Below are 21,313 nucleotides of genomic sequence, written 5' to 3' on the forward strand. Positions count from 1 at the left end.
GGCCTATTTAGCGCGTATGCCTTCCCAAAATATTGTCCAAGCATCGTGGATTTTTTGATCATAATACTCTGGTTCATAGTAAAAGCGCTGAATGAACAGTCCGTCGGTTAAACAATAAAAGCTATTGATATACAAATCAATCGGACGTTCAATTATTTCGCCTTCAGCCATTCCCTGTGTAAAAATAGCATGCAGAATTTGATCAGACAATCGTTCGCTTCTTAAGAAAATAGCTTTTACTTCCGGCTGCAAATGCTCAGGTGGAAACAAAATAAGACGACGGTACATCTGGCCAAAAGAATCTTTTTCAATCATCGTGCAGAAATCTACAACAAAGCAGTGAAGCTGTTCTTTAGCAGACTTTGTTTTATGCTGTTCGTATATAACAGATAACTTTGTTAAAAATAAATTCATTAAATCATGCACGGTTAGTAAAAATAAGTCGTCTTTGTTCTTAAAATGAGCGTACAGGGAAGGTTTTTTTATGCCTACTTTTGATGAGATATCAGCAAGTGATGTTTCTGTATAGCCTTTTTCTCCAAAGAGCTCCATTGCGGCAGCTCTAATTTTTTCTACAGTTGATAATTCACTCAAAAAAAAGCTCCTCCTCAATCTAACTAACGGTCGTTAGGTAAAAGATATCAAATATAAAAAAAAGAAGCAAGGGAATCGCTTCTTTTTAATGTATTTTTACTAAATGACGCTGAGTTAAAAATAAAGAAAAGATAAAAATAAGCTCAAACGTATTTGTTACGGCTGTGCTTGGTATAGGAATTGACACGGCACTTCCTACAATCATCAGGGCTACTCCAATCATCATGCTGCTCCACCTGGTCTTGCGAAATAAAGAAATTCCAACAAAAAGCAAAATAATCGCCACAATAAGAACCATAAGAGGGGGACCGGATGATCCCACTAATGTATAGCGAACAATGCCATATTCACGTACAACTTCCATACGCTGACTAATCGTCTCGATTATTTCATAGCTAATTAAGGCAAACGTAGTCAGCAAAAAAACAATGCCGGCAACAGGTTTTTTAGCCCATGTGATCGTCGAATATTTCGCTACGCCATACGCAAAGAGCACCAAAGTAGGGGTAAATAAAGCGTGAAACCAAAAGCGAAGCATGCTGAGTGAACGTAAAGTATCGCCTTCACCGATAAATGAACCAATCCCAATCATTACATTATCGTAAATTAGTCCAGCTATTACTAAAGGAAGAAATAGCATGTAAAACGGCGAAGTGTTTTTTCGTACTACATATATGCTAAAGAAAAACAGGACAATGTAGCAAAAAGAAAATAGAAAATAAAGGATTGTATCAACCATTGTTTTCCTCCTTTTGATGATACTTCTTCTTTTTATGATAACATCATATGCCAAAAAAGTGAGAAATCATGCATTTTTCTAGGCAATCTTAACGGACAAAAGATGCCTTTATCGGTAGAAAGATTCAGAAAATATTGAAATGAAAATAGGAAAAGAGGCCATAGTCAAGAGATTTAGATTTACTGAATTGATTATTAAATAAAGGGAATCTATAAAATAACAACAAAAGAACTAGGTGCATATGGAGTCTAAATGCTTATAAAATTAGAAAAAAATATTCAATGTCCTTTCTATTTAAGTAAGTTAAATGTAAGCAGAAAATGATAAATAAATGTATTTTTCTTACTTTTATATCTATCTATCATCCTCACAAGTACGGTTGTTAGACAAATTCAATTGGTATATCCATAAAAAGGAAATAATGGGATAAACTATTTTTTATTCCACCTTTATATTACAAAACGTTTTCTAAAGTTAAGAAATTTTTAATTACGTAATATTTCCGTGTGTTAATTGTAAGAGTGATGTATAAAATATTCCTGTTGTTATGGTAAAAAAAGGTATGGATGGGATTTTTCTAGGTAAATAAACTTTAGACCTATTCTGTAAATTTTAAATAAAACGATGAGTTTTTAATTCTGTAAATAGACAATCGGAATTGTAAGAATATATAACATTTGAGCTATTGACCACTAATGAGCGCAGATGATAGTTTTAGAGCTGTTGAAATTGGTACTCGAGTCCATTTTTCAAAGCAGGTGTTTTAGCAGCATGCTAGCGCTGTTAATTGATTAGCTCCCATACATATATAAAGGGAGTGAAACTATGAAATCGTATATCTATCATTATGAATCAAAAGCATTCATAACGTATCCAACAGGAGAAGTTTGGAAGGAGAAGAATGAAACATGATCTTAATTATCCTATGCTGCCTATTTTTAGTAGGGTATGGCGTTTGGGAGTATCGCAGACATTTACGCAAGCTGCATTCAATTCCTGTACGAGTGAATGTTAATGGTATTCGCGGAAAATCCACGGTTACACGATTGATTACAGGTATTGTAAAAGAAGCAGGTTACAAAACAGTAGGGAAAACGACAGGAACACAAGCGCGTATGATCTACTGGCATACAAGTGAAGAAGAACCAATTATTCGTCGTAAAGAAGGTCCGAACATTGGAGAACAGCGACGAGTGGTAAATGAAGTTGCCGATATCGGCGCGGAAGCTCTTATTTGTGAATGTATGGCGGTACAGCCTGATTATCAAATCACATTCCAAAATCAGCTGATTCAAGCCAAGGTAGGCGTTATTGTAAACGTACTAGAAGATCACATGGATGTAATGGGTCCAACTCTAGATGAAGTTGCTCAAGCGTTCACTGCTACTATTCCTTATGATGGCCACCTTGTTACAATCGAAGGTCCATATTTGGAATATTATAAAAAAATAGCTGCAGAGCGCAACACAAAGGTTATTGTAGCTGACAATGATAAAGTATCTGAAGCGTATTTACGTGAATTTGATTATATGGTTTTCCCTGATAATGCTTCCATCGGTTTAGCAGTAGCAGAAGCACTTGGCATCGATGCTGAAACAGCGATGAGAGGAATGTTAAATGCCCAGCCTGACCCAGGAGCTATGAGAATTACAACGTTTGGCGATGAAAAAAATCCAGCATTTTTAGTGAATGGTTTTGCTGCCAACGACGCTTCTTCCACGCTTCGTATTTGGGAACGTGTAGATTCAATGAACTATAGTGAAAAGCTTCCTATTGTCATTATGAACTGCCGTCCGGACCGTGTAGATCGCACCGAGCAATTTGCTGAAGATGTAATGCCATACATTGAAGCGGATGTAATGATTGCAATTGGTCAGACGACCTCACCAATCGCTGCTGCACACCAAAGAGGCGAATTGCCAACAAAAGAATTCTGGGATATGGAAGGCGCTTCTACAGAAGAAATTTTAGAGCGCATGAAGCCTTATTTAAAAGATCGTATCGTATACGGTGTCGGAAATATCCACGGTTCAGCCGAGCCGCTTGTTGAAGCTATTATTGAAATGAAAAAGATGAGAAAAGCAGTTTAATCTAGGAGGCCATTTCATGTTCGGATCAGATTTATATATTGCCCTTGTGTTAGGGGTTACATTAAGCTTAATTTTTACAGAAAAAACGGGCGTATTGCCAGCCGGTCTTATCGTACCGGGGTATTTAGCTCTTGTATTTGATCAGCCAATTACCATTTTAATGATTTTCTTAATTAGTATTTTAACGTATGTTATCGTCGTGTACGGAATCTCAAAAGTAGTTATTTTATATGGACGTCGCAAATTTACAGCGATGTTAATTACGGGTATTGTGATTAAAGTTGCATTTGATTATTTCTTCCCGATCTTGCCGTTTGAAGTGTTTGAATTACGCGGAATTGGTATCATTGTACCGGGCTTAATTGCAAATACAATGCAAAAGCAAGGTCTTCCTTTAACAGTTGGAACAACGGTTTTATTAAGTGGTGTAACATTTGGAATTATGCAAGTTTATTATTTATTTTAATACACAAACAAACCGCAGCTGGTAAAGGAAGGTGAAAGCGTTGAAAGAGAAAAAATTAAACTTTCAAGAAAAAGTATTGATGTTTATAAAGAAAACAAAGCCTACAACGGGCAAGCAAGCTCTTATCTTAACGCCAATTTTAATCGTAATTTTAGCTCTTTCAGGATGGATGGAGCGTTCGGACGCTCTTGAAAACCCTGAGACGGCTAATCCAGAGGCCAATAATGATTTAACGATGACTATGGTCGGAGACATTATGATGGGTCGCCATGTAAGAGAAGTAACTGAACGCTACGGAGAAGATTTTGTATTCCGCAACGTGGAGCCGTTCTTTAAAAATTCGGATTACGTAAGCGGGAACTACGAAACGCCGATTTTAACAAACGACGTAGATTCATATAAAGCAATGGAAAAAGGTATTCATTTATATAGTAAGCCTGCTGATCTAGCGACCGTTAAAAATGCAGGTTTCGACGTATTAAACTTAGCGAACAACCATTCAATGGACTACAGTGCAAAAGGGTTAGAAGATACGATCTCTACTTTTGAAGCAAACAAATTAGATTTTGTTGGTGCTGGCCGTAACTCTGAAGAAGCAAAGCATATTTCATATAAAGATGCTGACGGCATCCGCATTGCAACCGTAGGGTTTACGGATGTACATTCAGACGGAATGTCCGCTGGAAAAAACAACCCAGGTATTTTAAAAGCAGATCCGGATCTTATTTTCAGCACGATCCAGCAAGCGAAAGCAAATGCTGATTTAGTTGTAGTAAATGCCCACTGGGGTGAAGAATACGATGCACAGCCAAGTCCTCGTCAAGAAGGACTAGCAAAAGCGATGGTAGACGCTGGTGCGGACATTATCATCGGTCACCATCCGCACGTTCTACAGTCATATGACGTATATAAAGGTTCGGTTATTTTCTATAGCCTAGGAAACTTTATCTTTGACCAAGGGTGGTCAAGTACGAAAAATACAGCGATGGTTCAGTATCATTTAAACAAGCAGGGCCAAGCTAAAATTGATGTTATTCCAATGGTTATTAAAGCAGGTACACCAACTCCAACAGATAACCCTTGGCGCATGAAGCGTATTTATAACGATTTAAACAAGTTTTCTTCAAACCCTGAACTGTTAGAAAAAGAACGAAACAAGTTTGAATTAAACTTAGATCATTCTCGCATTATAAAACATGCAGAGGAGCGCAAAAAGAAAGAAGCACAAGCTAACTAATAGCCCGTCATACACAGAGGAGGTAAAAGATGATAAATAAACGTAATACGATTATTGTTTCCATTGTCATCTTTTCACTCATAGTAGGTGTATGTGTTTATCAATTTATGTTTCCAAAACAAGAATATGCAGTAAGTACTTCAGATCCTCGCGCCACAAAAGTAGGTATGGAAATTCTTAAACAAGGCGGTACAGCAGTTGATGCAGCTATTGCCATTTCCTACACGCTTGGTGTTGTGGAACCGTACGGATCAGGACTTGGGGGAGGCGGCGGAATGCTGATTGATCCAGCAGATGCCTCTCCAACATTTATTGACTACCGAGAAATTGCACCTAAGAATGATAAAGAAGATGAGATTGGCGTACCAGGGTTCGTCGCTGGTATGGATTATATTCAGCACCACTACGGATCTCTGTCGATGAGCAAACTAATCGACCCGGCCATTAACTATGCCGAGAAGGGGTACAAAGTGGACAAAGATTTGCACGATAGGCTGGTTTCATACAAAGGTAATGTGAATGAAGATGAAATTCCTAGCTTTTACCCAGATAAAGACGCCATTAACACAGGTGAAATTGTCAAACAGCATGAATTAGCGAACACGCTGCAAAAGATTAAGGAAGAAGGGCCAAATGCTTTTTATAGAGGGAAAATTGCAGACGATATTACAGAAGAAACGAAAGTAAGTCACAAAGACTTGCGAAAGTATGCGCCTGTTGAGCGCAAACCTCTATCAACTAATTATAAAGGTCATCAAATTATTTCAGCACCTCCTCCTTTTGCTGGTGCTACGCTCATTCAAATGTTAAAAATGACGGATCAAGAAGATATTTGGAAGCTGAAGGAATCGCATCCTAGTCTTTATTATCATTTTCTTGGTCAAATTTCAAAAGTAGCTTATCAAGACCGCTTGAAGAAAATTGCCGATCCGGCTTTTATAAAAGAAACGCCAAATGATTGGATCGACGATCACTACGTGCATTTACTTCGTAATAAATTAAATAATACTGAAACAGATCACACCAAAGTAAGCGACGTCGAAGAACATGAAAGTACCACTCATTTTGTTGTGATGGACGGTGACGGAACCGTTGTATCGACAACGAATACGCTGAGTAATTTCTTCGGCAGCGGTGAATATGTAGATGGATTCTTTTTGAATAATACGCTCAATACGTTTGGACAAGGAATTAACAAGCGTGAACCTGGTAAGCGTCCAAGAACATTTACAGCCCCTACCATTATTCGTGAAGGTGATGAATGGGTAATGTCGATTGGCACACCGGGAGGAAATCGTATTCCGCAAGTGTTAACGCAAGTAATTGGGGATTATTTTGAGGACAAAGATTCCATTAAAAAGGCAGTAGAAAACAAGCGTGTGATTTTTGATTCTCATAAGTTTTATTCAGAAGCTAAGCTTAAACAGTCAACTAAAGATGGTTTAAAAACGTACGGCTATGACTTAAAAAACAATGATAACGCGATGTTTTACGGAGGCGTTCAAGCTCTTGTGAAAGACTTAAAGAAAAATAAAATTCAAGGTGACGCTGATCCGCGCCGCCACGGTTTATGGGAAAAAAGTACAGACTAATTTAATTGGAGGAATAGAAAATGATCGCAAAACGTATCGTAGGGATTGTAGGACCAATTGCTATTGTAGCAGGAGTAGTAGCAGGACTTGGAGCTTTAAAACATCCGGCTACTCTTTCAACAGATGAACAGCAAAAAATCGAAAATAACGTAAAAATGATTGAACAAACAAAATCTGCTGCTACAGATGCAGTAAATGATGCTGCAGCAGCTTCTGGGAAATAAAACATATATAGTAATAAAAAGGCATCGTCCGGGGCGATGTCTTTTTTGTGTGCAATTTAATTTATGGATAAAAATGAAAGCGCTTCACAAAATATACATATGAGTAAAAATGGAGGGGAATGTGTGAATAAAAAATTACTGTTATTTAATATTGTTGCTGTTTTGTTGTTAATCGGGGTTATAGCCGCTTTTTTTATGACTCAATCGAGTACAGATCTTAGTCCTAAAAAGCTGCTTAAAAAAAATAATGATCATTCTTATGGTGTGAGTTCATCGAATTCTCTGGCAGCAAATGTAGGGATGGACGTATTAAAAGAAGGCGGGAATGCAGTAGATGCGGCCATTGCTATTTCGTATGCCCTCAATGTAGTGGAACCTTTTGGATCCGGAATTGGCGGAGGTGGAGGTATGCTGATTGCCAAAAAAGATCAGCCTGCTACCTTTATCGATTACCGGGAAACCGCTCCAACTTCTATGAGCGGTAAAAACGGCGTGCCGGGATTTGTGGCTGGCATGGAATATATTCAGCAGAAGTATGGCACAAAATCAATGAGTGATTTAATTCAGCCGGCCGTTGAATACGCTGAAAAAGGGTTTGAAGTAGACTCTCTTTTATCTTCGCGATTGTATTATTCTAGAGGAAGGATGGATGTGGATGATCTATCTGCTTTTTATCCGAAGGGAGAAGCAATCGAAGAAGGAGAAACGCTGTCCCAGCCAGTGTTGGCTAAAACGTTAATTAAGATTCAGCGAGAAGGTGCATCTGCATTTTATAAAGGAGATTTGGCACAAGATCTTGCTGATGCAACGCCTATTTCTAAAAAAGACCTATCTTCCTATCAAGTGACAGAAACCAAGCCTGTCGTTTCTGATTACAATGGAACGGAAGTGATTTCAGCGCCTCCGCCTTTTTCCGGGATTACACTGATTCAAATGTTAAAAATGGCAGAGAAAGAAAATCTTGAAACAATGCCTGACAAAGACTATTACGAAACGATGAACAGAATTAAAAAAGCAGCTTACTCCGACCGGTTAAAACAAATCGGCGATCCTGACTTTCATAATCAAAACTCAAGTGAGTTAGTTAGTGATGATTATATAACAAACCTGGTCAATCACCCGACAAGTTCTTCAGGTGAAGGGGATGAAGAACACGAAAGTACAACACATTTTGTAGTTATTGATTCAGAAGGAACCGTCGTATCAACAACCAATACGTTAAGTAACTTCTTTGGTACAGGCGAACAAGTTGACGGTTTTTTTCTTAATAACAATGCTGATACGTTTGGAAGCAAAGAACCGAATAATCGTGAGCCAGGAAAAAGAGCAAGAACCTTTACAGCTCCAACTATTATAAGAGAAAAAGGCGAGTGGGCGATGGGAATAGGTTCTCCTGGCGGAACGCGGATTCCTCAAATTTTAACTCAGGTACTTTCTAAAAATCTTGAAGGAAATGAACCGCTTCAAGAAGCTGTAAATGAACCGCGATTTATTTTTGACGATTCGACTATTTATATAGAGCCTGATTTAGATACAAAAAATATCCCTTCTGCGTTTCGGATAGAAACAAAGGAAAGCGACGTCTTTTATGGAGGTATCCAAGCGTTAACCATTAATTTTCAAGATAAACAAATGGAAGGGGCGGGAGACCCTAGAAGAAATGGAGTTTGGAAAACAGGAGATTAACGAAGTAAAGATCCCTTCTCATATGCTTAGGCATAGTGAGAAGGCGTTTGAAAATATCGAATGGAATGAAATTCTTTGTCACTGGAATGAAAATGTACGTAAATGGGGGAACGATCTAAAGCAGGGTGAGCGTTGAAAAACGTGGCATCACCGTAGCGCAATGCTTTTAGTAAGTAAGGCATTTCTTGTTTGAAAATAGCATACCGTATGGCTTGAACAGACTTTTCCGTGTGTTCATTTCCAATAAATACGTATACATACAGCGTATCAACACCGTCTTTGTGGAGCCATTCGGCAAAAAGCTCATTTCGCTGTTCATTTAATTGATCAACAGCAAACTTTTCGTCGATCCAAAGAAATAAATCGTCTGTTTGTTCAGAATGGGTGAGCGTATAGCGGCGCCCAATAAAAGGAAAGGTGGGCGTGCTTCCTTGCCGGTATGTGACGCTAAATTGCTGAGGATTAAAAGCAGACAAAGGGCATCTTCCTTTCACGCTTTTAAGTAGTTTATGCATAAAAAAGAGAAATTTCACACATTCGTCAAGAATTTTAAGCTGCTTTTTTTACATGCATACTTATGAAAAAGTTGTTACACTGAAGAAAAGAAATAGTGGGTGATAGAAGATGGAGCCGCTGTATATTGTTTTAACGATTTTTTTAGCAGCCATGCTATCGTATGATATTGCTAAATTTGTTCGAGGAGACCGGCCAGATTGGAAAGAGGGTCTCGTGACGGGCCTTGTGTTCGTGGGCTTTTTAGCAGCCATGCAAATGGCTTTTCACATTGTATAGCGCAGAAAGAGGCTGGGACAAACGTAGTTTAGTTGAAGGAAGATCTGAACGGTGAATTGTTCGGATCTTTTATGGTTAAGGTGAACGTAGATTTCATGTGTGTAGTTATGTCTCAATCTCTTTTTTGAGGATATGTCCGATAAGTTTAGTTCGGCAATACTAAAAAGCCCTGATATCGAATAAGCTGTTGTATACTGCATTTTTGATAAAGGGGCTTTTTACTTGTATCGAAAAAAAACACTGCTTTTGAAGCGAAGTTTAGGAGTAGCTGTGTTTCTTGCTTTGATTGCGCTGGGAATTTGGATGTTTCAATTTACATTCTTTTCTCCGAGTCATCAAGCCAAATCTGCTGTAAAAGAATTTTATACGCTAGAACAGGAAGGGAACTTTTCGGAATCATGGAACCTTTTTCATTCGTCCATGAAAAAGAAGTGGACAAAAGGTGCATACATACAAGATCGAGCACACGTATTTCTCAATCATTTCGGAGTAGACACTTTTACGTATTCCATTGAAGATGTTGAAAAAAGAAAGAGCTGGAAGATGGAAAATGATCGTAAAGCGTTTCCTGTTGTTTACGAAATGACCGTTATCCAAACGTATAAAGGGAAATATGGAAACTTTGATTTGGTACAGAAAGTGTATGCTGTTCGTGAAAAAGGAGAATGGAAAGTCGTGTGGGATTATAAACAGTAGGAGAGCCTGCTGTTTTTTTATCTTCATAAGAAATGAGCATACTTCAGCTGGTAATATGCCTCTTTTTTAACAGAAAAAACGTTATGTTTTTTTACGAGTGGGTAAAATGAAAGAAGGAGGCGAACACAGATGAAATTTAAAACGATTTTATTTGATGCATATGGAACACTGTTTGATGTACATACCGTTATTGAAACGTGTGATAAGCTGTATCCGGAACGAGGAGAAAGTATTAGCCATTTATGGCGTTTGAAGCAAATTGAATATGCAATGCAATATCAGCTGATGGGACGATACGTTGACTTTTATACATTAACAAATCAATCCCTGAAATATGCAGCAGAAGCAAATGATATTGATTTAACGGAACATGAAGAAAAAATGCTGATGAGTGCTTACATGAAGCTGAATGTCTACGATGAGGTCAAAGAGGTGCTCGCCTATTTAAAAGAAAAAGGATATCGTCTGGCTATTTTTACGAATGGTCCTAAGCATATGATTGATCCGCTTGTTTCTTATCACAATATGAATCATTTATTTGAAGACGTTATTTCCATAGACGAAATCAAACAGTACAAGCCTACAATGGCAAGCTATCATTATGCAAAAAATAAAATGAATGCAAAAAGAGAAGAAGTATTGTTTCTGTCATCGAATACATGGGATATTGCCGGTGCTAAAAACTACGGGTTCGCAACGGCTTGGGTTAACCGAAAAGGAAATGTAGCTGAGCATAAAGAGTTGCAGCCAAACGTAATGATTAAAAGCTTAAATCAGCTTATTAAATAAAAAAAGAACGAGCATTAAGCTCGTCCTTTTTTATTTATTGCTAAATGTATCTTTTGTTTCGCCTACTGCTTTTTGAGCATTTCCTTTTGCTTTCTCAGCTTTTCCTTCACGCTGAAGATCGCGGTTATTCGTTGCATTTCCGACTTGATCTTTTACTTCACCTTTAGCTTTTGATACATTTCCTTTAACTTTATCTCCTAAACCTTTACTCATTTTAATCTTCCTTTCTATTAGTGATTAAGTAGTGTTACTTGTCTATTCCACCTTTAGAAAGAAATTAAACATATTTTCTGATTTTGGCCTAAACAGAAGCTAAGCCTGCGATATTTAGAAGTACTGTTTAGTCACTATCATCATTCGGAGGTTTTAAGTTTCCATTCATCATAAATCTGAGAGTCATAAGGCCATGATAATAAGCTTAAAGATTCCACTGCTTTTAGAACAAGAGGAGAAGCATTATCGATGTTAAGATCTTGCGGTGCAATCCACAATGCTTCCAAAGAATCTTGTCCTTCAAACTGGACGGGGTTGGAAAGAAGCTCACCGCCGGCAATGTCTACGTAATAAAAAACAGCAATGTGATGTACATGGGTAAATTCTTTCCACTTACAGGGATACTGAAAATCCGTTGTACCGGCTTGAGAAATAATAGTAATTTCAAAGCCAGTTTCTTCACTAAATTCTCTTTTCATCGCATCTGTTAATGTTTCACCGTGTTCTAGCTGTCCGCCTGGCAAATCAAAGCGATGAATATACGGCCCTCTATTTTTTCGAATAACAAGCAGCTTTTCATCTCGCATACAAATTCCATATACGCCAAAGGCGCGATCATAGTTTGGTTCCATCTTTTTTCACTACTTTCTATAACAGAATGGCTTGGTAAAGCATCATTTGATTTCTTTATCCTACCATACATTTTGTTATAGAACCTTTTTTAATGAGGTGCTTTTACAGTAAGCGTACGGGAAACAGCACTTTCGTTATGCAAACGGTCAACAGAGGTTACAACATATGTGTATGTTTGATTTTTGAGTGCGCTTTGATCTACAAATAATTGTGTTTCTCCTGTTTTCCGAACGGTTGTCAGTAAGTTTTCTGCGTTGTTGATGTCACCTCGTTTATTGCCTTGGAAGCGATAAATGGCATAATAGGCGGAATCATTCTGCTGATGATCTCGAATTTCAAACGCCGCTTCTTTTGTATGAGGGCCCGCGTTTTTTAATTTTGGTGCTTTTGGAGCCGTACCATCAAGCCAAGGCATTGCCGGAATAAGAGCAGGATGTTTATAAATATCGTTTTGCAGCTTATCTTTTATTCCTAGCGGGTTTCGGTTCAAATCTTTCAGGCTAAAATGCATGCTCCCGTGTATTTCTGGAAATTGATGATTCAGAGCAATTTGCCTTGGATACTCATCGGGATCAGACCATGCTTCCACCGCGTTGTTATTAATTTTATAAGCAGCTTGTCCAATATAAAGGTGAACTGGCTTTCCGCGAACTTCATCTCTCCACCAGTTGAGCAGCGTATCGTAAGCAGCGGGTTCAAATCCAATATTCCAATAAATTTGCGGAGTGATGTAATCAATATATCCATTTTGAATCCACGTACGCGTATCAGCATACAAATCATCGTAGTTTGTTTGTCCAGCAGTCGTCTCAGAGCCAGTTGGATCATTAGCGATGTTTCTCCACACGCCGAACGGACTGATGCCAAACTTCACGTATGATTTTGTTCTTTTAATAGCCGTATTTAAATCTCGAACAAGCTGATTAACATTGTCTCGGCGCCAGTCTTCAATATTCGAAAACGTTTGAGCACCGTAGGTTTGATACGTTTTTTGATCAGGGAACGTTTGACCTGCAATTTTGTAAGGATAAAAATAGTCATCCATATGAACAGCATCAATATCATAGTTTCTTACGACTTCGAGCACTTCTTCAATAATAAAGTTTTTTACTTCGGGAATACCTGGGTTGTAGTAGAGTTGTTTTCCATAGGAGACGACCCAATCAGGATGTTGTTTGGCAGGATGATTATCGGCAAGTTTGTTTAAATCAGTATGATTCATGGTAATGCGGTAAGGGTTAAACCATGCGTGGAACTCTAAGTTGCGCTTATGTGCTTCCTCCACCATAAAAGCTAGAGGATCGTAGCCGGGATCTTTACCTTGTGTACCCGTTAAATATTCTGACCACGGGCCATATTTCGACGGATAAAAGGAATCAGCGGTAGGTTTAATTTGAACGACCACAGCATTCATTCCCATCTTTTGTACTTCATCTAGCAAATAGGTAAACTCTTTTTTTTGCTGCTCAACCGGAAGACCAGGCTGAGAAGGCCAGTCAATATTGTATACGCTTGCAATCCAAGCCGCTCGAAGCTCCCGTTTTTGATACGTAGTAGGTACGTCTGCTTTAGCAGGTAATGTGCTCGAACAAAACAGCAGCAAAAACAAGATGCCTCCAATCCATTTTTTTATATGCATGTTCGTTCCTCCTTCTTTTTTGGTTGAGATAAAATTTCTTTCATAATATAGCATGCGGTCGTTATATTCACAATAGGTTTTAATAAAATATTCTGAAAAATAAAATAAAGTTTTAAAAATATCAGAAAAATATTGAAATTAAACTTCAGAAAAAATATAATAATGGTAATTTAAAGAATATTTTAGAAATACGTTACTTAACGATGGAGGAATTCATGCGCCAATTTTCCGTACTTACTTTAATCGATGCACAAATGAATCATTACAGTCCTGCTGAAGGAAGAGTAGCTGATTACGTGTTAGAAAATCCTACGACCACGTTGAACTTAACGACCAAACAGCTAGCTAAGCAGTGTCAGTGCAGCGAAGCTACGATTATCCGCTTTTGTCAGCGTGTAGGGATTAATAGTTTTAAAGAATTAAAGATTGAATTAGCAAAAGATGCCCATAAGGTGAATAACGAGCAGCTGCCGAATCTTCCGGTTAATTTTGAAGACGAGACCGAAGCTGTGCTTGAAAAAGTCATGAGCAAAAGTATGAGCGCACTTATGAACACGAGTCGTTTAGTGAGCTCTTCTGCAATTGATGCAGCTGCGGAAGCTATTCATAGAGCGAAACGAGTGTTTTTATACGGAGCAGGGGGATCATCTGTAGTTGCGCTAGATGCGCAGTATAAACTGCTTCGAATTGATATTTCAGCGCTGTTTTCATTAGATAGTCATGTTCAAATGGTGATGGCTACGAATATGACAAAAGATGATGTGCTGTTTGTAGTATCGACTTCTGGTCAAACAAAAGAAGTGGTGGAACTGATGCAAATAGCCAAAGATAAAGGAGCAACGGTTATTTTGCTAACGCAGCACGGATCATCTCCAGCTTCTAGATTAGCTGATATTCTGCTGACTATTTCAGTAGAAGAGCAGCATATTCGAATTGGAACGATGAGCGCTCGTATTGCTCAGCTAGCCATTGTAGATGCGATGTTTATACGGTTATGTATTCAAAAAGGCAATCAAGTGTTTGAACGCATAATCGATACACATAATGTAATTCAAAAAATCAAGAGGTAGGGGGAAACGAGAAAATGAAGGTATTGTTTGTATGTTCTGGAGGAATGTCAAGTGCGATTGTGGTGAAAGCATTAAAAACAGAAGCACAAAAGCACGGAACGGATATGGAAGTGCTGGCAATTGGGACAAATGAAGTGGCAGAGGAAATTCAAAAGGGCTGGGACGTTGTAATGGTTGCACCGCAGATTCGTCACCGGTTTAACGCAGTGAAAGCGGAAGCGGATAAAGCTTCTGTTCCATGCGGGCCCATTCCGCCGCAGGCTTATACGCCGCTTGGAGGTCCGACGCTTTATAAAACGGTTCAACAGCTCGTTAGCTAAGGAAAGCAGGTTTCTTCCTGCTTTTTAAATAAATAAGGGGTTTATTACACAAGGGGAGAATATAGAGGGGGAAAGGGTATATGAGCAAATTTGTGTCGTTTTTAGAGAACAATTTATCGGGACCCATGGCCAGGTTATCAGAACAGCGGCATCTTCAAGCCATTCGTGATGGTGTTATTTCCGCTTTGCCGTTTATCATTATCGGAAGTTTTTTCTTAATTTTAGCATTTCCGCCTGTGCCCCAAGATAGCACAATTGCGAAATGGGCAGCTGATAACAGCGCCAACATTTTAATACCGTATCGCGTAACGATGTTTATTATGTCTTTATATATAGCCTTTGGGATAGGGTATAACTTGTCCAAAAGCTATAATCTCGATCCGCTGTCAGGAGCACAAATTGCAGTTGCTGCACTACTTCTTACGGTGACTCCAAAGCTGATTGAAGAAGAAGGGTTTATGCTTCCAATGACCAACCTTGGAGGACATGGTTTATTTGTGACGATGATTGTATCGATTTTATCAGTCGAGATTCTCAGGTTTTGTAAAGCAAAAAATGTCACCATTAAAATGCCGGAGCAAGTGCCACCTTCAGTATCGAGGTCTTTTGAAGCGCTAATTCCAGTTGCGATTGTTGTTGTACTTATGACCATTATTACAATTGTTTTAGGTATCGATCTTCATCATTTAGTTGATAAACTAGTTGCTCCGCTTGTAGAGGCAGGAGATAGTTTAGCAGGAGTATTAATACCGGTTTTCTTAATTACGTTTTTCTGGTCATTTGGTATTCACGGCGTCTCAGTTGTTGGGACAGTGGCACGGCCTGTATGGGAAGTATATTTAGCGAAAAATGCTGAAGCGGTAGCAGACGGAGCTTCAACGCTCCCGTATATTGCACCCGAAACGTTCTTTCAATGGTTTGTTTGGATAGGAGGATCTGGAGCAACGCTAGGCCTTGCTTTAGCAATGCTGTTTTTCTCAAAATCTAAATATTCGAAAGCGCTTTCTAGGACATCTTTTATTCCAGCGGTTTTTAATATTAACGAACCAATTATTTTCGGTTTGCCAATTGTCTTAAATCCTATTTTAATTATTCCTTTTATTATCATCCCGATTATTACAACGATCATTTCATACGCAGCAACGGCGACAGGCCTTATTACTCCAACATACGTAATGGTTCCTTGGACGCTCCCGGCGCCGATTGGGGCATATCTATCGACCGGAGGAGACTGGCGGGCGGTTGTACTGGTCGTTGTCAATATTGCTATTTCTGTTGTGATTTATCTTCCGTTCTTTAAAATGTACGACCGAAAGATGGTTGAAATGGAACGAAGCGATGAAGCAACGGTTACACCATCCGATAGCTCAGTTCAAATGTAAAGAAAGAGAAGCCAACTTGTTTGGCTTCTATCTCTTTAATAGGAGTGAAGATCAATGTTTGTTCGATTTCGATATAAAACCGTGTTTTTATTTCTGTTGACCATGGTTCTTTGTAACGTTGTTTTTACACCTTTGCTGCAGTATGCTGGTTTGTCAGCGCAGCATAGTTTATTTGCCATTACAAGTCTGTCAGCAGCTTTGCTTACAACATTTATTTCTATTCGGCTTTCAACAGCAGCTTTATCTAAAACCGCTGTTTGTATACGCTTTGTTTTGCTCGGGGCAGGGTGCACAGCCGTTACATATTTAGCCGTTTTTTAACAAGGAGGGGCAAGGAATGAAAGTAGTGACAATAGGGGGAGGATCAAGCTATACACCTGAATTGGTCGAAGGGTTTATTAAAAGGTACAATGAGCTTCCAATTCAAGAGCTGTGGCTTGTAGATGTTGAAGAAGGAAAAGAGAAGCTTGAAATTGTAGGAGCACTTGCTAGAAGAATGGTCAAAAAAGCAGGTGTTGATATGGAAATTCATTTAACGCTTGATCGAAAAAAAGCGTTAATAAATGCTGATTTTGTAACGACACAGCTTAGAGTAGGCCAGCTTGATGCGCGTATTCAAGATGAACGCATCCCTCTTAAGTACGGAATGATTGGTCAAGAGACAAACGGGGCGGGAGGATTATTTAAGGGCTTGCGAACAATCCCGGTTTTGTTGAAAATTGCCGAGGAAATACACGAAATTTGTCCAAACGCCTGGCTTATTAATTTTACAAACCCTGCCGGTATGGTAACGGAGGCGCTGCTTCGCTACGGAAAGCATTCTAAAGTAGTAGGAGTTTGTAACCTGCCTGTACATATGACAAACTCAATCGCCAGCTTGCTTCAAATCGAAAAAGAAGATGTGCACATTGAATTTGCAGGGTTAAATCACTTGGTATACGGGCTGCATGTGTATGCCAAAGGAAAGGAAGTAACAAAAGAAGTCATTCAGCGATTAAGTGATCCAAAGTCTCAAGTAACAATGAAAAACATAGCTCCTATTCCGTGGCAACCGGATTTTTTGGAAGCTCTTGGCGTGATCTTGTGTCCTTATCACCGCTACTACTATAAAACAAAAGAAATAGTAGCAGAAGAGCTTTTGGCCTTTCAGTCAGGTACTACGCGCGCTGAAGTGGTCAAAGCATTAGAAGCCGAGCTTTTTGAACTCTACAAAAACCCAAATCTAGAAAGTAAGCCTCCGCAGCTGGAAAAACGAGGAGGCGCTTACTACAGCGATGCCGCATGTAATTTAATTTCATCCATTTATAACGATAAAGGTGATATTCAAACATTAAATGTAAGAAATAATGGCGCCATTTCTTCACTGCCAAACGAATCTGCGGTTGAAGTAAACTGTGTTGTAACAAAGCAAGGACCAGTACCACTCGCTGTCGGTGAACTTCCGGTAGAAGTGAATGGACTCGTACAGCAAATTAAATCGTTTGAACGAGTAGGAGCAGAAGCCGCGGTTACAGGATCTTACGAAAAAGCGCTGGTTGCCCTGACCATTAATCCGCTTGTTCCAAGTGACGAACTGGCTAAGGCGGTCTTAGACGAACTGCTTCAAGCTCATCGCAAGTATTTACCCGCTTTTTTTAAGGAAGTGAAAGCATAATATGTATGCCGTTGGACTTATGTCGGGAACGTCACTGGACGGAATTGATGCAGCTCTTGTGGAGATTGAAGGAAGCGGCTATGAAAGTAAAGTTAAACTTCTTCAGTTCATTACCATGCCGTTTTCACCGCCGTTAAAAAAAGAAATTGAACAGGCGCTTTCTCTCGAACATTCAAATGTACAGCTGATCTGCAGCTTGAATTTTAAACTTGGCTACGCGTTTGCAGATGCAGTGAAAAGAGTGTGCCAAGAAGCCGGGTTTTCTCTTGAACAAGTAGATGTCATCGGATCGCATGGTCAAACCATTTACCATCAGCCGTATGCTTCAGGAAATACAGCGATGTCTACACTCCAAATTGGAGAGCCCGCTGTTATTGCCTATGAAACCAAAACGAAGGTAGTGGCAAACTTCAGAGTGATGGACATGGCAGCGGGCGGGCAAGGTGCTCCGTTAGTTCCTCACACCGAACGAATTTTGTACAGCCACGCTGATCGTACAAGGCTGCTTCAAAACATTGGAGGTATTGGGAATGTAACGTTGATTCCGCCAAAACACTCTCCTATACCCGTAGTAGCTTTTGATACGGGGCCGGGAAATATGATGATAGATGAAGCGTGTCAGCAGCTTTTTCATGTTTCATTTGATGAAAATGGGTGTTTAGCAGCTGGAGGAACTATTATTTCAGAGCTTTTAGAAGACTGTATGAACCATGATTACATGAATCTTTCTCCTCCTAAATCGACGGGAAGAGAGCTGTTCGGTACACAGTACACAAGGAGACTGCTAGAGAAATATAGCAACCATAAAAAAGAAGATTTGCTAGCTACGATTACCATGTTCACGGCATCATCCATTGTACATCACTATGAAACATTTATTTTTCCCGCCTATTCTATTGACGAAGTGATTATTGGAGGAGGCGGAAGTTATAACAATACGCTGATGAATATGATTAAAGCCAAGCTAGGGAAGCGTTGCAGCGTGTATACACAAGAAGAAATAGGGATGTCTTCAGAAGCAAAAGAAGCCGTAGCTTTTGCGGTGCTCGCAAATGAAACACTTGCAGGCTATCCAGGCAATGTACCAAGTGCAACCGGTGCTTTGTCTCCTGTAATATTAGGAAACATTACGCCTGCACCACTATAAAAAAGGGGATGGAAGAAATGACAGAAGCAACAAATATGGAAAATGAAATTTTTGAACTTATTGCATACGGAGGAAATGCTAGGTCACTGGCATATGAAGCGTTAGAAGCAGCTGAAGATTATGATTTTAATAAAGCTGACGAACTTTTAAAGCAGTCTCAAAAAGAGCTCAGTCATGCTCATAAAACGCAAACTGCGCTTATTCAACGTGAATTGAACGGAAAAACAATTGAAAAGTCGCTGCTTTTAATTCACGCACAAGATCATTTAATGACGGCTATTTCAGAGCAAAAATTAATTGAACATATGATTAAGCTTATTAAAAAATTTAAAAAAGAAGGCGAAAATCAATGAAAAAGCTAGGTATTGCGATTTATCCGGAACATTCGACTGTGGAAAAAGATAAAGCGTATATAGCACTTGCGCATCAATACGGATTTACCCGCATTTTTACGTGCTTGCTTTCGGTTGAAGGCGATCAGAAAAAAGTAATGGCAAATTTTAAAGAAATCATTGAGTTTGCCAATGAGCTAGAGATGGAAGTAGTAGTGGATATCGCTCCTCGCGTATTTGGAGCGCTTGGCATTTCTTATGATGATCTATCTTTTTTTCAAGAATTAGGGGCTTATGCTATTCGTCTTGATCTAGGCTATACGGGAAATGAAGAGTCCATTATGACCTTTAATCCATACGGCTTAAAAATTGAAATTAATATGAGTAATGCAACAAAGTATGTTGATAATATTTTAAGTTACCAGCCGAATCGAAAACAGCTATTGGGGTCGCACAACTTCTATCCTCATCGATATGCGGGATTGTCGTATGATCACTTTATGAAGTGTTCAGCGTTGTTTAAAGAACATAACCTTGAAACAGCAGCGTTTATTAATTCACCAAGCGCTACTTTTGGACCGTGGCCTGTTACTGAAGGGCTTTGTACGCTTGAAATGCATCGCACGCTTCCAATCGACGTGCAGGCTAAGCATCTTTTTAAAACGGGATTAATTGATTGTGCAATCATTGCGAATGCTTATGCATCGGAAGAAGAAATGAAGTCGCTGCGTGATGTTGTTCAGCAAGAGCGCTTTACCTTTAATGTGAACCTGTATGATACGATTACCGAGCTTGAGAAAAAAATTGTGCTAGAAGAGTTTCATTTTTACCGCGGAGACGTATCGGATTATTTAATTCGCTCTACGCAAAGCCGAGTAAAATATAAAAAAGAAGAATTCAAGCCTACGCATACTCCTTCCATTCGAAGAGGCGATATTTTAATAGAAAATGAACTCTACGGTCAGTACAAAGGAGAGCTGCAAATTGCGCTGTTAGACATGGAGAACTCAGGTAAAACAAACGTAGTAGGCCGCATTGCGGAAGAGGAAATTTTCTTATTAAATGAACTGCAGCCATGGGATAAATTTGCTTTTTGTGAGCGGTGATGAAATGGACTATATTATTGGTATTGACGGCGGGGGAACAAAAACAGAAGCCGTTGCGTACAGCTTAGACGGCCAACAGCTCGCTGCTTCAAAAAGCGGTTACGGCAATTTACTCATTAATTACAACACGGCTATTACTCATATTGATGAATGTATTATGGCGTGCAAAACTGAGCTTGCTGGTCATACATGTAAAGGCATTTCACTAGGACTTGCTGGAAGTAAAGCATTATCCAAAGAAGAAATAAAACGATATTTTTATAATCGTTATCAAGTAGAAGTAGGTTTATATGATGACGCCATGATTGCACATGAAGCACTACTGCATGGAAAAGAAGGGATTTTAACCATTGCAGGAACTGGAGCTGTCAGCATTGGTAAAAAAGATGGAGTGTATGAATACGGTGGAGGGTGGGGACACCTTCTTGGAGATGAAGGCAGCGGATATTGGATTGGTCTTCAAGCACTGATATTGCTGACGAAAGAGCATGATCAAAACCGTCCGTACAGCAGCCTTAGTCAGACAATCTTGCAACATGTAAAAGCAGACACCATACACGACATAAAAAAGTTTGTCTATTCATCTCCTAAATCAGAAGTTGCTTCACTCACTCCGCTTGTTGTAAATCAAGCGAGAAATTATAAACAAGAAGCAAGTGACATTCTTCAATGGGCTGGAAAGAACCTTGCAAACATGACTCTTCATTTGTATAAGAAACAGCGGTTTGAAGGGAGCTGCTTGCTGGCATGCAAAGGCAGCATTTTAACGGAAGTTCCAGAAGTGTTTGATGTTTATAAAAAAACATGTGAAAAAGAAATAAAGCATATCCAGTGGGCAACACAGCGAGTATCATCTGCTAAAGGAGCTTATCAGCTGTTCATAAAAGAGTATCAATAGAGAAAAAATGATCG

The 21,313-nt window shown here is 39.2% G+C and carries 24 protein-coding genes; 18 read left to right on the top strand and 6 right to left on the bottom strand.

Annotated features, from left to right (window positions below; genetic code table 11):
- Nucleotides 1-3: 3 nt before the first annotated feature.
- Both ACMX9J_RS15500 and ACMX9J_RS15505 read right to left on the bottom strand, forming a co-directional pair.
- Nucleotides 4-594, bottom strand: a complete 591-nt coding sequence (locus ACMX9J_RS15500; RefSeq protein ID WP_328171667.1) for a TetR/AcrR family transcriptional regulator — start codon at nt 592-594, stop codon at nt 4-6.
- Nucleotides 595-679: 85 nt separating this feature from the next.
- Complete coding sequence (locus ACMX9J_RS15505) at nt 680-1,333, bottom strand: hypothetical protein (RefSeq protein WP_176344537.1); 654 nt, start codon at nt 1,331-1,333, stop codon at nt 680-682.
- Nucleotides 1,334-2,241: 908 nt separating this feature from the next.
- Here ACMX9J_RS15505 and pgsB point away from each other — a divergent pair.
- The 6 genes from pgsB to ACMX9J_RS15535 all read left to right on the top strand — a co-directional run bounded on the left by pgsB (nt 2,242) and on the right by ACMX9J_RS15535 (nt 8,628).
- Nucleotides 2,242-3,423, top strand: a complete 1,182-nt coding sequence (gene pgsB / locus ACMX9J_RS15510) for a poly-gamma-glutamate synthase PgsB (RefSeq protein ID WP_014461310.1) — start codon at nt 2,242-2,244, stop codon at nt 3,421-3,423.
- Nucleotides 3,424-3,439: 16 nt separating this feature from the next.
- Nucleotides 3,440-3,889, top strand: a complete 450-nt coding sequence (gene pgsC / locus ACMX9J_RS15515) for a poly-gamma-glutamate biosynthesis protein PgsC (protein ID WP_013055707.1) — start codon at nt 3,440-3,442, stop codon at nt 3,887-3,889.
- Between the two features lie 40 nt (nt 3,890-3,929).
- Nucleotides 3,930-5,126, top strand: a complete 1,197-nt coding sequence (locus ACMX9J_RS15520; RefSeq protein WP_028412240.1) for a CapA family protein — start codon at nt 3,930-3,932, stop codon at nt 5,124-5,126.
- Nucleotides 5,127-5,155: 29 nt separating this feature from the next.
- Nucleotides 5,156-6,718: a gamma-glutamyltransferase family protein gene (locus ACMX9J_RS15525; RefSeq protein ID WP_028412241.1), complete on the top strand. Its 1,563-nt coding sequence runs from the start codon at nt 5,156-5,158 to the stop codon at nt 6,716-6,718.
- 20 nt (nt 6,719-6,738) lie between these two features.
- The gene (locus ACMX9J_RS15530) at nt 6,739-6,942 is read left to right on the top strand and encodes a CapE family protein (RefSeq protein ID WP_014461308.1); all 204 of its coding nucleotides are present in this window, start codon (nt 6,739-6,741) and stop codon (nt 6,940-6,942) included.
- Between the two features lie 123 nt (nt 6,943-7,065).
- Nucleotides 7,066-8,628 (top strand): gamma-glutamyltransferase family protein, encoded by a 1,563-nt coding sequence (locus tag ACMX9J_RS15535; RefSeq protein ID WP_310877461.1) that lies wholly within the window; start codon nt 7,066-7,068, stop codon nt 8,626-8,628.
- A gap of 26 nt (nt 8,629-8,654) precedes the next feature.
- Here ACMX9J_RS15535 and ACMX9J_RS15540 read toward each other — a convergent pair whose 3' ends face one another.
- Nucleotides 8,655-9,104, bottom strand: coding sequence for a staygreen family protein (locus tag ACMX9J_RS15540; RefSeq protein ID WP_028412243.1), 450 nt, complete (start codon nt 9,102-9,104; stop codon nt 8,655-8,657).
- A 148-nt stretch (nt 9,105-9,252) separates the two neighbouring features.
- On the opposite strand from ACMX9J_RS15540, the gene ACMX9J_RS15545 reads away from it, so the two are divergent.
- The 3 genes from ACMX9J_RS15545 (at nt 9,253) to ACMX9J_RS15555 (ending at nt 10,905) form a co-directional block, all read left to right on the top strand.
- Entirely contained in the window at nt 9,253-9,420 is a 168-nt protein-coding gene (locus tag ACMX9J_RS15545) for a hypothetical protein (RefSeq protein ID WP_014461305.1), read from the top strand.
- Nucleotides 9,421-9,642: 222 nt separating this feature from the next.
- Nucleotides 9,643-10,116 carry a hypothetical protein gene (locus tag ACMX9J_RS15550; RefSeq protein WP_028412244.1) on the top strand — a complete coding sequence of 158 codons (474 nt, stop codon included), beginning with the start codon at nt 9,643-9,645 and terminating at the stop codon, nt 10,114-10,116.
- Nucleotides 10,117-10,245: 129 nt separating this feature from the next.
- The gene (locus ACMX9J_RS15555; protein ID WP_033578203.1) at nt 10,246-10,905 is read left to right on the top strand and encodes a haloacid dehalogenase type II; all 660 of its coding nucleotides are present in this window, start codon (nt 10,246-10,248) and stop codon (nt 10,903-10,905) included.
- Between the two features lie 30 nt (nt 10,906-10,935).
- On the opposite strand, the gene ACMX9J_RS15560 is transcribed toward ACMX9J_RS15555, so the two are convergent.
- The 3 genes from ACMX9J_RS15560 to ACMX9J_RS15570 form a co-directional block, all read right to left on the bottom strand.
- The gene (locus ACMX9J_RS15560; protein WP_014461302.1) at nt 10,936-11,118 is read right to left on the bottom strand and encodes a CsbD family protein; all 183 of its coding nucleotides are present in this window, start codon (nt 11,116-11,118) and stop codon (nt 10,936-10,938) included.
- A 140-nt stretch (nt 11,119-11,258) separates the two neighbouring features.
- Nucleotides 11,259-11,750, bottom strand: a complete 492-nt coding sequence (locus tag ACMX9J_RS15565) for an NUDIX domain-containing protein (RefSeq protein WP_176344533.1) — start codon at nt 11,748-11,750, stop codon at nt 11,259-11,261.
- A gap of 89 nt (nt 11,751-11,839) precedes the next feature.
- Nucleotides 11,840-13,390 carry a glycoside hydrolase family 10 protein gene (locus tag ACMX9J_RS15570; RefSeq protein ID WP_416225941.1) on the bottom strand — a complete coding sequence of 517 codons (1,551 nt, stop codon included), beginning with the start codon at nt 13,388-13,390 and terminating at the stop codon, nt 11,840-11,842.
- A gap of 215 nt (nt 13,391-13,605) precedes the next feature.
- On the opposite strand from ACMX9J_RS15570, the gene ACMX9J_RS15575 reads away from it, so the two are divergent.
- From ACMX9J_RS15575 to ACMX9J_RS15615, 9 genes are all read left to right on the top strand, one after another.
- On the top strand, nt 13,606-14,460 hold the full coding sequence (locus ACMX9J_RS15575) for an SIS domain-containing protein (RefSeq protein WP_176344522.1): 855 nt from the start codon (nt 13,606-13,608) through the stop codon (nt 14,458-14,460).
- 14 nt (nt 14,461-14,474) lie between these two features.
- Entirely contained in the window at nt 14,475-14,780 is a 306-nt protein-coding gene (locus ACMX9J_RS15580; RefSeq protein ID WP_028412249.1) for a PTS sugar transporter subunit IIB, read from the top strand.
- An 80-nt stretch (nt 14,781-14,860) separates the two neighbouring features.
- Entirely contained in the window at nt 14,861-16,162 is a 1,302-nt protein-coding gene (locus tag ACMX9J_RS15585; RefSeq protein ID WP_033578207.1) for a PTS sugar transporter subunit IIC, read from the top strand.
- Nucleotides 16,163-16,216: 54 nt separating this feature from the next.
- The gene (locus ACMX9J_RS15590; RefSeq protein ID WP_176344520.1) at nt 16,217-16,483 is read left to right on the top strand and encodes a hypothetical protein; all 267 of its coding nucleotides are present in this window, start codon (nt 16,217-16,219) and stop codon (nt 16,481-16,483) included.
- 16 nt (nt 16,484-16,499) lie between these two features.
- A complete protein-coding gene (locus tag ACMX9J_RS15595; protein ID WP_416225942.1) occupies nt 16,500-17,816 on the top strand; it encodes a 6-phospho-beta-glucosidase in 1,317 nt (438 codons plus the stop codon).
- Between the two features lies 1 nt (nt 17,817).
- Nucleotides 17,818-18,963: an anhydro-N-acetylmuramic acid kinase AnmK gene (anmK, locus tag ACMX9J_RS15600; protein WP_176344516.1), complete on the top strand. Its 1,146-nt coding sequence runs from the start codon at nt 17,818-17,820 to the stop codon at nt 18,961-18,963.
- 17 nt (nt 18,964-18,980) lie between these two features.
- Complete coding sequence (locus ACMX9J_RS15605) at nt 18,981-19,316, top strand: PTS lactose/cellobiose transporter subunit IIA (RefSeq protein WP_416225943.1); 336 nt, start codon at nt 18,981-18,983, stop codon at nt 19,314-19,316.
- Entirely contained in the window at nt 19,313-20,401 is a 1,089-nt protein-coding gene (locus ACMX9J_RS15610; protein ID WP_028412254.1) for a DUF871 domain-containing protein, read from the top strand. The genes ACMX9J_RS15605 and ACMX9J_RS15610 overlap by 4 nt, the downstream gene beginning before the upstream one ends.
- A gap of 4 nt (nt 20,402-20,405) precedes the next feature.
- Nucleotides 20,406-21,299 (top strand): BadF/BadG/BcrA/BcrD ATPase family protein, encoded by an 894-nt coding sequence (locus tag ACMX9J_RS15615; protein ID WP_285851757.1) that lies wholly within the window; start codon nt 20,406-20,408, stop codon nt 21,297-21,299.
- The last annotated feature ends 14 nt before the right edge of the window (nt 21,300-21,313 follow it).

It is taken from the genome of Priestia sp. RMT2NF4, assembly GCF_047872835.1.
GTDB lineage: Bacteria > Bacillota > Bacilli > Bacillales > Bacillaceae_H > Priestia > Priestia zanthoxyli.